This is a genomic window from Lactobacillus fornicalis (assembly GCF_055362665.1).
Genome location: NZ_JBLTIM010000016.1, coordinates 20,009 through 33,617, shown reverse-complemented (window position 1 = coordinate 33,617; position 13,609 = coordinate 20,009). Strand labels below are relative to the sequence as shown.

Sequence of the window (13,609 nt, the reverse complement as noted above, 5' to 3'; positions counted from 1 at the left end):
CTCAATGACTAAAAAATGGCGATTTGTAACCAAATTTAAATTGGTCAATAAACGCCGTTTTTTAGATAACTAACAGTATTGTATACGCTTACTCATAAAGGTATGCTAGACAGTGAAAAATATAGGAGGGCTGTACGATGAAATATAATAAAAATAGTCTAATTTTTAAAATAGCATTGCTATCTATTTCAACACTGTTGATGATTGCACCAGCTGTGTCATCAGCTTTGCCACTACTTTATCCTGCATTTAGTGGAGTAAGTAAGGCTAGTGTTGAAGGTTTAATTACTTTACCTAATATTGGAATCATTTTAGGGCTGATTTTAAGTCCTGTTTTGATTAGATTTTTAGGGCAAAAGAAAACAGTTCTATCAGGATTAGTATTAGCTCTAATTAGTGGTACTTTTCCGATGTATGCAAGTAGCTTTATGATGATTGCAATTTCCAGATTGTTATTAGGAATGGGAATAGGATTATTCAATTCATTGGCAGTATCATTGATTCCCCAATTTTATAATGATGATGAAGAAGAAACTGCTTCAATGTTAGGTTTTCAAAATGTAATGGGAGCCTTAGGAACAGCTCTTGTTTCATTTATTTTAAGTTGGTTAGTTACCATTAACTGGCACATGGCTTTTGGTATTTATTTATTAATTATTCCCGTTTTTATTTTATTTGCCCTATTTATTCCTAATGATAAGGCTAATAAGACGATAACTAAAAAAGCTGCACCAAAGAATAGAGAAAAAATTAATTCAAAATTAGTTGTGATTTGGACCGTCTTTTTCATTCTATTTATTTTTTATATGCCACTTTCTTACAAGCTACCTCTCTTGGTAACTTCTGAAAAATTAGGTAGTATGAGTCAATATGCGGCATTAACTGGTATTACTGGGCTATGTGGAATTCCACTTGGGGCAAGTTTTGGGATATTGTTCAAGAAGCTACATGATAAAATTTTCCCAATCGGATTTTTGATTACTGCAATCGGATTTTTATTATTTGGTTTTGCGACCAACTTGGTTATGATTTTTGCTGGAAATATTGTTCTTGGCTTCGGTGCAGCTTTAGCTGTCCCATACTTGTATAATTGGCTTTCTTGGGCAGCACCACATGGTTCAGTTAACTTAGCTACAACGATTGCTTTAGTTTTGATTAACATTGCTTGTTCAGTTTCTCCATATATTCTTAATTCCTTATCTGGGGTGTTAGGTAATTCAACGCCAAGATTTGCGATGTTTATTTGTGCAGCTGCTTTTATACTTTTAACAGTTTATGGATTGGGACATTATTTGCGGGTACATAGGATTAATATAAAAACAAAGCACCAATTTTAGATTTTTGGCTAAATGGAAAGTAATAAAAAATTAGGTCAATTGATAACCTAATTTAGTTACTAATAATACATATAATAAATATAAAAAGAAGAGAAGAGACGTAATAAAATGACACAATATTTAGCTTTCGATATTGGCGGTACTAATTTGAAATATGCCCTTTTAAATAATGCAGGTGAAATTATTGAGCATGATAAAGTACCCACACCAACGGATAATTTAGCAGATTTTTTAAAAGCAGTTTATAAGATTGCAGATCAGTATCAGGGACAATTTGAAGGAATTGCTTTTAGTGCACCGGGTAAAGTAGATACGAAAGCTAACACTGTTTACTTTGGGGGAGCTTTACCTTATTTAGACGGTGTAAATTTTCAACGACTTGTTGGTGATAAATATCACGTTCCTGTTGGTGTTGAAAATGATGGTAAAGCTGCGGCATTAGCTGAGCTTTGGCTTGGTGAATTAAAAGGGGTTAATAATGGTGCTGCAGTTGTTTTAGGAACTGGTATTGGTGGCGGAATTATCTTAGATGGCAGAATTTGGAGAGGCAGTCATTTTCAAGCAGGTGAACTTAGTTTTATGCAGACTGAAGGAGATAAGTCAGGCTTTGAACGTTTTGGTTGCACTTATGGTTCAGCTGTAAAAATGATTGAAAGTGTTAATAAGTTAATTGGAAATTCTGATTTAAAAGATGGGTATGCAGCCTTTGATGCTATTAATAATGGCAATGATCAGGCATTAAAAATTTTAGAGCGAGAGTGTAAAGAAGTTGCCACTATTATTTTTAATATTCAATCAGTAGTTGATTTGGATAAATTCGTAATTGGTGGTGGCATTAGTGCTCAACCCAAGGTGGTAGAAGCTATCAATAAACAATACCGATTGATTACTAATGAAGTTCCATTTATTGCTAAAATGTTGACACGGCCAACTATCGTAAGAGCAAAATTTATGAATGAAGCTAATATTTATGGGGCTTTGTATGCTTTGCTGTTGAAATTAAATGGTGAGGACGAATAAAGATTAATATTTAGATATTGAAAAAATGAATGTAAATAATTATGCTTCAATTCGATATCATGCAATTTGGCCACAATCTGAAATTCATCTAATAGCTGAGAGTGATCATGGTCTTCATCAAAATAGACAAGAAGTATACAATCGAGTAATAAAAGTTTTATGCAATGATTTAGATTAATCTTTTTTAAAGTGAATTTGAAAGCGTTGATAAACTTAGGATGACACTAAGTTTATCAACGCTTTTTGTATGAAGAATTTCTTTGAAATATATTTCACTGGCTGACAATTTATTTTTAAACAGTGAAATACTAATTCTATAGTAATGAAAAGGCTTCCAAACAATAAAAATAATTGGTATAAATAAACATGTAAGGTACCTCACTTAATAAATGTTTATCATTTCTAAGGAGACAGATTTATGGTTAAAGATGATCGAAAGTTTTCAGTTGTAATTGCTGGTGGTGGTAGTACTTTTACACCAGGATTTATTTTAAGATTAATTAATCAACAAGATAAATTCCCACTTCGCCAAATTAAATTTTATGATATTGATGCTGAACGACAAAAGAAGATTGGTGATGCATGTGCCATTATTATTAAAGAACGTGCACCACAAATAAAGTTTTCATATACTACTGATCCAGAAGAAGCATTTACTGATGTTGACTTCGTCTTTGGTTCAATTCGTGTTGGTAAATACGAAATGCGTAGTCATGATGAAAAGATTCCTCTTAAATATGGTGTAAATGGTCAAGAAACAACCGGCCCCGGAGGAATGGCATATGGTTTACGTTCAATTCCAGCAATCATTCAAATTATTGATTACATGGAAAAGTATTCACCAAATGCTTGGATGATTAATTATTCAAACACCATTGCAATTGTTTCTGAAGCTTGTCGTCGCTTCCGTCCAAAGTCAAAGGTAATCAATATTTGTGATATGCCAATTGACATTATGACTAGAATGGCTCGCATCTGTGGCCTTAAAGATTACCATGATTTAGACTTTATCTACTATGGTTTGAATCACTTCGGTTGGTGGAAAGAAGTTAGAAACTACAAGACTGGCGAGGACTTAATGCCTAAGCTTAAGAAGTATGTTCGTGAAAATGGATATTATGTAGGTGGAGATTTCGATAAGGATACTGAAGCTAGTTGGGTAGAAACCTTTAAGAAAGCCAAAGATTGCTATGCTTTGGAACCTGATACGTTGCCAAATACTTATATGCAGTACTATTACTACCCACAATACGAAGTAGCACATGCTGATCCACATCATACTCGTACTGATGAAATTCTTGAATATCGCCAAAAGATTGTCTTTGGTGAATGTAAGAGAATCGTTGAAGCAGGTACAGCTAAGAACAATATTTGGGATAAGAATGCAATTCACTCAGAATATATTGTTGATATCTGTCATGCAATTGCCTACAACACTCATGAAAAATTCTTAGCAAACATTCCTAATAATGGTGCTATTTCAAACCTTCCAGACGATATAATTGTAGAAGTTCCATGCTTATTTGGTGCAGATGGTGTTCAACCAATTGCTTGTGGTGAAGCTGGCAGATTCCAAAGAGGGATGATTATGGAACAAGTAACTTGTGAACAATTAGTTGTTGATGCTTATGAACAACATTCATATGAAAAGATGTGGCAAGCATTTGCTCTTAACAAGACAGTCCCAGATGCACTTGTTGCAAAGAAGATTCTTGACGATATGATTCCAGTTAACGCACCTTATTGGCCAGAATTAAAGTAATCAAAATCTGAATATAGTTGTAAAGATATAAAAGGTGCTAATTACTAGCACCTTTTTGCTTACGAGGTGAAAAATTATGATGCAGAAACTCCAAAGGTTTGGAGCCGCAATGTTTGTTCCAGTCCTTCTATTCTCATTTGCAGGTATTGTCGTAGCTTTATGTAGTTTATTTACCAATCCATTGATCTTTGGTTCGCTTGCCAAAGAAGGGACATTTTGGAACGGAATCTGGAATGTTGTAGCTAATGGTGGATGGACCGTATTTAATCAAGTTAATTTATTATTTGTTGTAGGTTTGCCAATTGGTTTAGCACATGCAGCTAAAGGTAGAGCTGCAATGGAATCGCTAGTTATCTACTTAACTTTTAATTATTTTGTAGCTGGCTTTTTACAATATTGGGGTCCATTTTTTGGCGTAAATAATTATGCTAAGGATTTAGTTGCTAACTCAACAAATGGCGGTCTTACAATGATTGCCGGTATAAAAACTCTTAACACCAGTATGGTAGGGGCATTATTAGTAGCCGGAATTGTTATTTATTTGCATAATCATTTCTTTGATAAAAAGTTACCAGATTGGTTAGCTACTTTTCAAGGTTCAACATATGTTGTAATGTTAGGTTTCTTTGTAATGATTCCTTTTGCATTCTTGACTTGTTTAGTATGGCCTAAGATTCAATTAGGAATTACAAGTATGCAAACCTTTATTGTACATAGCGGCTTAGTTGGTGTTTGGATTTATACATTCTTAAACCGTATCCTTATTCCAACAGGGTTACACCACTTAGTATATATTCCATTCCAATTTGGTCCAGCAGTTGTTGAAGGTGGATTACAACCATATTGGCTAAAGCACTTGGCAGAATTTGCTCAAAGTAGTAAGCCACTTAGTGTTTTGGCACCAGAATTAGGCTTCCAACTTTATGGGAATGAAAAAGTATTCTTAGTTCCAGCAATTTGTTATGCATTTTATGCAACTGCAAAAAAGAGCAAGAAAAAGCAAACTTCAGCATTACTTATTCCAGCAGCTTTAACTTCGGTTTTTGCTGGAATTACGGAACCTGTTGACTTTACTTATTTGTTTGCGGCACCTGTATTATGGGTGATTTATTCTTTGCTTTCAGCAACTATGAACACTACTATGTGTGCTTTTGGTGTTGTAGGTAATATGACTGATGGTGCAATTGGTATTGCTGCTCAAAACTGGATTCCACTTTGGCCACACCATTGGCAAACATATATTATTCAATTTGTTATTGGGTTTATTTTTGCAATAATTGTGTTCTTCGTCTTTAAATACATGATTTTGAAGTTTAATTATATTACTCCAGGTCGTGAAGCTGATGATGAAGATGTTAAACTTTTGTCAAAAGCTGAATACAAAGCAAAGAAAGCTGCTGAAAAAGCAGGAAGTGCAAATGCTAATGATCCATATATTGCACGTGCATCTGCTTATCTTGAATTATTAGGTGGTCCAAGTAATATTGAAGATTTAACTTCATGTGCAACAAGATTAAGAGTGACTGTTGTAGATACTAATAAAGTTGCCTCTGATTCAGCATTTAAGCAAAATAAAGCTGTCAGTGTTGTACACCATGGTAAAGCTTTGCAAGTAATTGTCGGATTAGATGTTGCTCAAGTTCTTGAAAGAATGCAAGCGATGATGCAAGAGCAAGGCCACGATAATGTTGCTTCAACAGAAGTGGATCCAACTCTTGAAAAGGCTACTGGATTTATTGATCTATTAGGTGGCCAAAGTAATATCGAAAAACTAATGTCATGTGCTACAAGATTAAGAGTAACTGTTGTAGATCCAAGCTTAGTGGCAGATGAAGTTGCATTTAAACAAGTTGGGGCATACAACTTAGAAATAAAAGATAAAGAAGTAGATATTGCAGTAGGGTTAGAAACAGATGACATTATTGCTAAAATGAAAGAAATAATGTAAAAGTGTTAAAGACTTTCATTGTACACAAAATGGCAATATTTTAACAGAAAAATATTCAAAATATCAACGTCTGTAGTCCTTTGTATTAGTCCATTGTGCTATATTTAAATTAGCATAATGGGGGATGAGAACATGAATTTACAAACGCGTATTTATGAAAAACAAGGTGACTTGAGTGGATCTGAAAAAGAGATTATTCAAGGTTTATTAAGCTCAGCTAAAGAAAATTCTCAGCTTAGTTTAAAAGATTTATCTAAAAAATTATATGTTTCAGAATCAGCTATTTTTAGATTGTGTAAAAAATTGGGACTATCTGGTTATAGTGAATTAAAATTTGAACTTTCAGCAGTTTCTTCAATAAAAAATCACCCAAATAATAATTTTGTTAAAGAAATGGCTGACTTAACTACTAACACTATTAAACAGTTTGAAGCACGAAACTTAACTAATTTTTATATTGATGTTCAAACAGCTAAAACAATATATTTGTATTCAACCGGTTGGCAGCAAGAGTTATTAGCTAGTTATATTTCTAAAGAATTATTTTTATTTGGCAAGCAAACTGTGTTGTTGCCATCAGCGTTGGATGAGTTGAAGATGAGAGGTCAATTCTTCAATAAGGGAGATATGTTATGGACAATTTCATATTCCGGAAATAATTCATCCATAGTAAATGAATTAAAGAAGATTAGTTTAGTTGGAGATAAGATTAAATTAGTATCTTTAACTAAAATGGGAAGTAATGATTTAGCTACGATTTCAGATTATAGTTTCTTTTTCCAAACAATTGATTTTAGTTATAAAAATAATGGGGGGGTAGCCCCCGCTCCTGTTTCTCTCCAGCATATATTTTGATTGATTTGCTTATGAATGGATATTTTGATTGGCAACAGAAGAAGGGATAGCTATGATTTCACATTTAAACTTTTCTAGCTTTTTAGATAGAATTGTTCAAAATTTAAAATTAACGCCTAAAAAGTTGCTGAAGTGGTATTCATATGTATTAATTTTTGTGCCACTTGCTTGTGCAGCATTAGTAGGCCTACATTTAGTAACATCAGCAACAACTTTTTCTAATCTTCTAAAAAATCAAGCAGGATTAGCAGTTGGAGTGATTATAGCTTTATGCGATTTGATAATTGGCTATTTTTGTCTTTTAAATTTAGAAATATTCTATAAAAGAAAAACTTATAGAGTGTTTATGGTTACGCAAGTTATTACACAAGCTTTAGTTGGTAATTTTATGTGTGTAATTATGGCAATCTTAGGAATTTATTTAAGCCAAGAACTTCCAAATGAAAAACAAATCAATCTTAAAGCCAAGCTAGTTATAAATTTAGGTACAGCGTTATTATTACTTAGTTTTGTTCTATTGGTAATAATTGAATTTAAGAAATAGAGGTTAAGCAATGTTCGGTTTATTTAAAAGAAATTCAAAGTTAAAAGTTGTATCACCAGTTAAGGGAGATTTAATTCAAATTACTGACGTTAATGATGATGTCTTTTCAACAAAAATGTTGGGTGATGGTTTTGCTGTTGAACCTTTTGATGGGACGATTGTTGCTCCTTTATCAGGGAAAATTACCACTCTATTTCCTACTAAACATGCTCTTGGAATTACAACAGATAAAGGGTTAGAAGTCTTGATTCATATGGGAATTGATACTGTTGAATTAAAGGGAACTCCTTTTGATGTATTTGTAAAAATGAATCAAGAAGTTAAGGCAGGCGATAAATTAGCCCAAATAAATTTAGACAAGATAAAACAAGCTGGGTTAGCAGATACAATTATTGTGGTTTATACTAATATGGATTTACTAAAATCAGTATCCGCAGTTGACCCAAGGCCACTTTCAGCCGGTGATGTTGTTCAAGAAATTGAATATAAGTAATTAATATCCGTACAGAAATGAACAGAAGCAGGAAGATACCTGCTTCTGTTTTTTTATGTTACAAAAAAATATTAAAAATTTTCATTACCCCAATATATTGAATATATCAATGATTTGTATAGCACATCTTGTTGCTTGCATATTACAATTTTGATTGACCCATTTTTGGAAAGTAGTATATTCATACCTGTAAGCATTAACTTAGCTTGATACTTTGGAGGTAAAAATTGAAAAGAAACCGTTATGTTGTCGCCCTTGCTGGCGTTGTTTTACATTTAATGATTGGTTCTGTTTATGCTTGGAGCGTTTTTACAAAACCAATCGCTGCTGAAACTGGTTGGTCTATTAAAGCAGTAACATTTGCTTTTAGTTTAGCTATTTTCTTCCTGGGAATGTCTGCTGCTTTTATGGGACGATTAGTTGAAAAATATGGGCCTACTGTAACTGGTACAGTTTCTGCCATCTTGTTCGGGTTAGGCGTAATGCTTACCGGTGTTGCAATTGGAGCTCATCAACTTTGGCTACTTTATTTGTGCTATGGAGTAATTGGTGGTGTAGGGCTAGGAGCAGGATATGTAACTCCTGTTTCTACAATCATTAAGTGGTTCCCAGATAAACGGGGGCTAGCTACTGGACTAGCAATTATGGGCTTTGGCTTTGCTGCTTTGTTAACAAGTACTGTTGCTAATCACCTCTTGAGTCTTAAAAGCGTTGGCCTTGAAAAGACTTTTTATATTTTAGGTGCTGTTTACTTAGTAGTAATGCTCTTGGCAGCTCAATTAATTAAGCGCCCACGACCTGGAGAAGTTCCTACTCAAACTAATTTGCCAAAAAATAGTACAGGTATTCAAATGAGAGCTAATGACGCTTTAAAAACACCAGCCTTTTATTGTTTGTGGTTTATGTTTTTTATAAACATTACTACTGGTATTGGCCTTGTTTCGATGGCTTCTCCGATGGCTCAAGGAATGGTCAATATGAATGCCGCAAAAGCTGCTGCTTTGGTTGGAATTATTGGTTTATTCAATGGTTTTGGCCGATTGATCTGGGCAAGTTTATCAGACTATATAGGTCGTCCCCTAACATATACCTTGATTTTTGTTGTTGATATTCTTTGTCTAGGCACGATTCTTTATTTGCGACAAGAACTACTATTTTCAATGGCACTTTGTCTTCTTCTATCGTGTTACGGAGCTGGTTTCTCCGTAATTCCTGCTTATTTAGGTGACGTGTTTGGCACTCGTGAACTTGGTGCTTTGCACGGTTACACTTTAACTGCTTGGGCAGTTGCTGGAATGGTTGGTCCTACAATTATCACCTATACCAGTCACGGCAGTGACTATTCCAAGACTTTACTTATTTTTATTATTATTGATGTTATATCTTTACTTGTCTCATTTTTTGTAAAAACTCAAATCAAACACATGAAAAAAGCCTAATTAAGCAATAAAAAGACCTCGGGATTTCCGAGGTCTTTTTATATTATTTATTTTAATAACTTTTTGGCTAATTCAAAGTCACCTAAAGTTGCTGAACCATTGTTGGCAACTGCTGGTCGAACAATTAATTCATCAAGGTCAGGAGTTGCTACATAGTTATTATTTAAGTCATCAAAGTATTTGCGGATTTGTACTAAATCATCTTCGTTTAAAACGGAACCACCAACAACCATTACGTCAGGTCGAGTGGTCATGTAGGCGTTGTAGAGCATTTGTGCTACATAATATTGTAAAAAGCTAAATGCTTTATGATCTCTTGGTAAATCTTCTCCAGGGATACCAGTTCTACCTTTTAAGCTAGGACCTGCGGCCATGCCTTCAACGCAAGCACCATGGAAAGGACAACCACCTTTATAATCATCACCTTCAGCTCTTACTACCATCATATGACCCATTTCTGGGTGGTAGTTACGACCAATAAATTTACCTTCTTGGATAATACCGCCACCGATACCAGTACCGATAGTTACGTATAAGTAAGTTTTGGTATTATCAGCACCACGGGCAATATATTCACCATAACAAGACCCATTTACATCAGTTGTGATGTAAACTGGAATGTTTAATTCTTTTTCGAAAAATCCTTTGAAGTTAGCACCTGACCAACCTGGCTTAGGTGTATCCAAAATATAACCATAAGTACGTGAATCAGGATTAATATCAACTGGTCCAAAGGTTGCAATACCAAGGGCATTTACTGGATTTTTCTTAAAAAATTCTGCACAAGCTTTGAAAGTTTCTTCTCTACTTGTAGTGGGAATTCGGTCAGTTGCAATTATTTTACCGGATTCAATATCTTGAACAGCAACAATGAACTTGGTACCTCCAGCTTCAATGCTGCCGACAGTTTTTGCATTTGTCATTAGTGTTTTCCTCTCCGTTTTTGATTTTTATAAAATGTAAAGGCTTTAAAAATCATAACGATTTTAGCACAAATTAGACATTACTTGTAGCTTTAACACATTTTTTCTTAAAAAAGATACCAAGTATTTTTAGATGGAAGATATAAGTGGTTTTATAAGATTGATTGTTTATATCTATCGATTTAATGGTAAAGCACAATTGATTGAATAAACGCTTACAAATATACTTGAGATAAGCTTATAGGTACGAGGCTGATAGATATGGCTAGTAAAAAAATAAATAATTTAAAAATAACTGCAAGTATTTTATATTTGTCATATTTTATGATGGGATTACGTTTATCAATGGTTGCACAATATAAACCAGAATTCGCTACTATATGGCATACTGATGTAAGTGGAGTTTTGCAAGTGGTTGCAGCTATAGGGCTAGGCGGTATTATATCGATTTTGATAACAGGACCAGTGTCTGATTATTTTGGTAGAAAATTTTGTGCTGTTATAGGTCATTTGATCTGGGCAAGTTATTTTATAGGGTTACTTTATGCACCTAATCTAACTGTTGCGTATATAATTGCTACTACTTCTGGGATAGGACAGAGTTTCGTTAATTCAAGTAATTTTCCTTCTCTAATGGAAATATTTCCTAAAAATGCTTCAATTGCTGGAATTATGACAAAATTTGCAATTAATATCGGTCAATTTGCTTTACCAATTTTTGCTTTTGTTGTTAGCCTTTTGGGAGCAAACTATCGGATAGTTTTTTGGGGTACAGGGTTGGTTTATTTAGCATTAGCTTTTTTATTAATATGCTTGCCATTTCCTCAACACCATTCTAAAAAGCAATTGGTGAAACAATCATTTGCTTTTACTGATAGACTGCCAATTAGTGTTATTGCTTTAGCTTTAATTGGTTATACTTCTACTGCAGTATTTTTATTATGGGTAAATACATATCAAGAATTAGCTAAAAGTTATGGAGTAAGTAATCCCATCTATCTTCAAACAATTTATGCTTTTGGAGCAAGTATAGCAGTAGTTTTTAATTCCTTCATTATAAAAAAGGGTATTAAAGAAGTGGCCCTTTTGCTATATTATCCTTTATTTACCGCACTTAGCTTAATTCTTACTGTTTTAATTAAAGCAAGCTGGATAGTGTCATTTGCAAATCTGGCTGTAGGCTTTTTTGCTGCCGGTGGTTTGTATCAGCTTGCTTTAACAGTATTAGGTAATAGCTATCCAACAATTAAGGCAACAGCGCAATCGTGGGCAGCTTTCTTTTCAGCTTTATCTAATTTGACAATTTTTTCTATTGCGAGCTGGATAACTGGTTTTTCAGGGGCTAATTCCGCGAAATATATTGTAATTATGAATATATTTTTATCTTTATTAGGTTCAGTATTAGCTTTAATTGTAAAAGTATGTAATAAAAAAGGTTAGCTTCAGTTGGATTAAACGAAAAACTATCAATAGTCTGAATCTATTAATAATTATGTCATTGTTTGTTTTTTTTAATTAAAAAACATTTTAAAATGAAACCGATTACTATTAGTGATAGGAGAGGTAAAATATGACAAAACAAACTTTGCAAGCTGAAGCTAATGGTCGTAATGGCAAGATTAAATTTGATATTAATATTGATAATAACGAAATAAAAGATATAAAAGTTACCAAATCTAGTGAAACACCAGCAATATTTAATCAGGTTTTTGATAAATTAAAAAATTCCATTATAGAGGAGCAATCATTTGATGTAGACGCTGTATCGGGCGCTACTATTATGACAAGTGCCTTACTTGATTCTGGAAAAAATGCCTTAAATCAAGCAGGAGTTACACCAGTAGCTAAAGAGAGCGATAAAACAAATCGGGAAGTAAACCTAGATGTAGATGTTGCCGTCATTGGCTCAGGAGCTGCAGGATTGATTGCAGCTTGCCGAGCTCTTTCAATGGGAAAAAATGTAGTAGTTCTTGAAAAGAATGGTTATTTAGGTGGAGCTACAATATTAAATGGTTCAAATGTAGTAGCTACAGGTTCTAACTTGGCTCAGCAATTATTTGGTACTGAGGCGCAAGAAGACAGCAGTAAACGACTTTTTGATGATATTACTCGTGAATGCCGAGGTACCAATTATCCTGAATTATCAAAGATTTTAGTTAATAATATTGGTAAGGCTGTTGATTTTATTAAAGAGTTTGCTAATTTGACTTATCAAAAAGCAGAAACACAAACAATTGAGCATTCGGTTAATCGGCAAGTGGAAATGCCAAGTGAAAGTTCATATGAATTAATTAAGAAGATAGCAACTGCTTTTGAAGAAAAAGGTGGCAAGATTTTACTTGATGCGCGTGTTGAAAAAATCAATTCTGAAGATGGTGTACCTGTTAGTTTAGTTGCTGAAGGAAAGCACCAAACTACAAACGTTAAGTTTAAATCTCTTATTTTGGCTGCCGGTGGTTGGGGCGCCAAAGACTTCAAAGAAAAGCGGACTTCGATTCCTTATTATGGCCCAATGACTTCAACTGGAGATTATTTCTTCTTTAACAAGGGATTAAATCTGGCTAGCCGTAATTTAGATTGGTATAAAGTTTATCCACATGGATTAGAAGTTGAACCTGGAATTGCTAAACTTACAACTTATTCAACAAAAGAAGCAAGTGATATGGGGGCAATTTTTATTAATCGGGCTGGTAATAGAATTGTAAATGAATCAGATCCATACACTCATTTTAGAGATGCAATTGCTGCTCAAAAAGATCAGATAGCTTTTGTTCTTATGGATCAAAGAATTTGGAACAGATTTTATGAACTAATGCTTAAATATGGTTTTACTGCTGATGAAATTAGTCATTATTTTGCACTTGATGGCAAGCAAAGCCCAATTTTAGTAAAAGGAAATCTTGAAACAGTAGCTAATAAAGCTGGTATTAATTTTGAAAATTTACAGCATACCTTATCTAATTATCAAAATTATGCTAAAAATGGTAAGGATCCTGAGTTCGGACGTGAGGCAAAATTTATGCATGAATATTCAGGTGATACTTACTACGTTATTGAACAAAAACTTCGCTTCTGTACAACTTTAGGTGGGTATGAAACTAATAGCCAAATGCAATTATTAAATAGTGATATGAAGCCAGTAGCTAATTATTATGCAGCTGGTGAAATAATTGGTGGTGCCAATGGTCATGACTCTATGCCAAGTATGATGAATTCATGGAGCTATGCTTCAGGCTTTTTAGCTGGAACTAATGCTAGTGACAATTGCAATAATCGATAAAAAATAAG

General features: G+C 33.8%; 12 protein-coding genes. 11 read left to right on the top strand and 1 reads right to left on the bottom strand.

Translation table 11 applies throughout. The features are described from left to right. Positions 1-137: 137 nt before the first annotated feature. From ACNDLV_RS04350 to ACNDLV_RS04310, 9 genes are all read left to right on the top strand, one after another. Positions 138-1,337 (top strand): MFS transporter, encoded by a 1,200-nt coding sequence (locus ACNDLV_RS04350; RefSeq protein WP_006586190.1) that lies wholly within the window; start codon positions 138-140, stop codon positions 1,335-1,337. A gap of 108 nt (positions 1,338-1,445) precedes the next feature. Continuing rightward, positions 1,446-2,357, top strand: coding sequence for an ROK family protein (locus tag ACNDLV_RS04345; protein WP_006586191.1), 912 nt, complete (start codon positions 1,446-1,448; stop codon positions 2,355-2,357). A gap of 25 nt (positions 2,358-2,382) precedes the next feature. Next, positions 2,383-2,535 carry a hypothetical protein gene (locus ACNDLV_RS04340; RefSeq protein WP_006586192.1) on the top strand — a complete coding sequence of 51 codons (153 nt, stop codon included), beginning with the start codon at positions 2,383-2,385 and terminating at the stop codon, positions 2,533-2,535. Between the two features lie 240 nt (positions 2,536-2,775). Then, entirely contained in the window at positions 2,776-4,119 is a 1,344-nt protein-coding gene (locus ACNDLV_RS04335; RefSeq protein ID WP_006586193.1) for a family 4 glycosyl hydrolase, read from the top strand. A 76-nt stretch (positions 4,120-4,195) separates the two neighbouring features. Next, a complete protein-coding gene (locus ACNDLV_RS04330) occupies positions 4,196-6,067 on the top strand; it encodes a PTS sugar transporter subunit IIBC (RefSeq protein WP_006586194.1) in 1,872 nt (623 codons plus the stop codon). A gap of 132 nt (positions 6,068-6,199) precedes the next feature. Continuing rightward, positions 6,200-6,922 carry a MurR/RpiR family transcriptional regulator gene (locus ACNDLV_RS04325; protein WP_022091385.1) on the top strand — a complete coding sequence of 241 codons (723 nt, stop codon included), beginning with the start codon at positions 6,200-6,202 and terminating at the stop codon, positions 6,920-6,922. A gap of 28 nt (positions 6,923-6,950) precedes the next feature. Further along, on the top strand, positions 6,951-7,466 hold the full coding sequence (locus ACNDLV_RS04320; RefSeq protein WP_006587575.1) for a hypothetical protein: 516 nt from the start codon (positions 6,951-6,953) through the stop codon (positions 7,464-7,466). 10 nt (positions 7,467-7,476) lie between these two features. Further along, on the top strand, positions 7,477-7,959 hold the full coding sequence (locus ACNDLV_RS04315) for a PTS sugar transporter subunit IIA (RefSeq protein WP_006586197.1): 483 nt from the start codon (positions 7,477-7,479) through the stop codon (positions 7,957-7,959). A gap of 227 nt (positions 7,960-8,186) precedes the next feature. Further along, the gene (locus ACNDLV_RS04310) at positions 8,187-9,398 is read left to right on the top strand and encodes an L-lactate MFS transporter (RefSeq protein ID WP_006586198.1); all 1,212 of its coding nucleotides are present in this window, start codon (positions 8,187-8,189) and stop codon (positions 9,396-9,398) included. A gap of 47 nt (positions 9,399-9,445) precedes the next feature. On the opposite strand, the gene ACNDLV_RS04305 is transcribed toward ACNDLV_RS04310, so the two are convergent. After that, positions 9,446-10,321, bottom strand: a complete 876-nt coding sequence (locus tag ACNDLV_RS04305; RefSeq protein ID WP_006586199.1) for an ROK family protein — start codon at positions 10,319-10,321, stop codon at positions 9,446-9,448. A 261-nt stretch (positions 10,322-10,582) separates the two neighbouring features. Here ACNDLV_RS04305 and ACNDLV_RS04300 point away from each other — a divergent pair, with 261 nt between their 5' ends. Together ACNDLV_RS04300 and ACNDLV_RS04295 are read left to right on the top strand one after the other, a co-directional pair. Beyond that, positions 10,583-11,761, top strand: a complete 1,179-nt coding sequence (locus tag ACNDLV_RS04300; RefSeq protein ID WP_498882933.1) for an MFS transporter — start codon at positions 10,583-10,585, stop codon at positions 11,759-11,761. Between the two features lie 130 nt (positions 11,762-11,891). Then, positions 11,892-13,601 (top strand): FAD-dependent oxidoreductase, encoded by a 1,710-nt coding sequence (locus ACNDLV_RS04295; protein ID WP_498882932.1) that lies wholly within the window; start codon positions 11,892-11,894, stop codon positions 13,599-13,601. Positions 13,602-13,609: the final 8 nt, after the last annotated feature.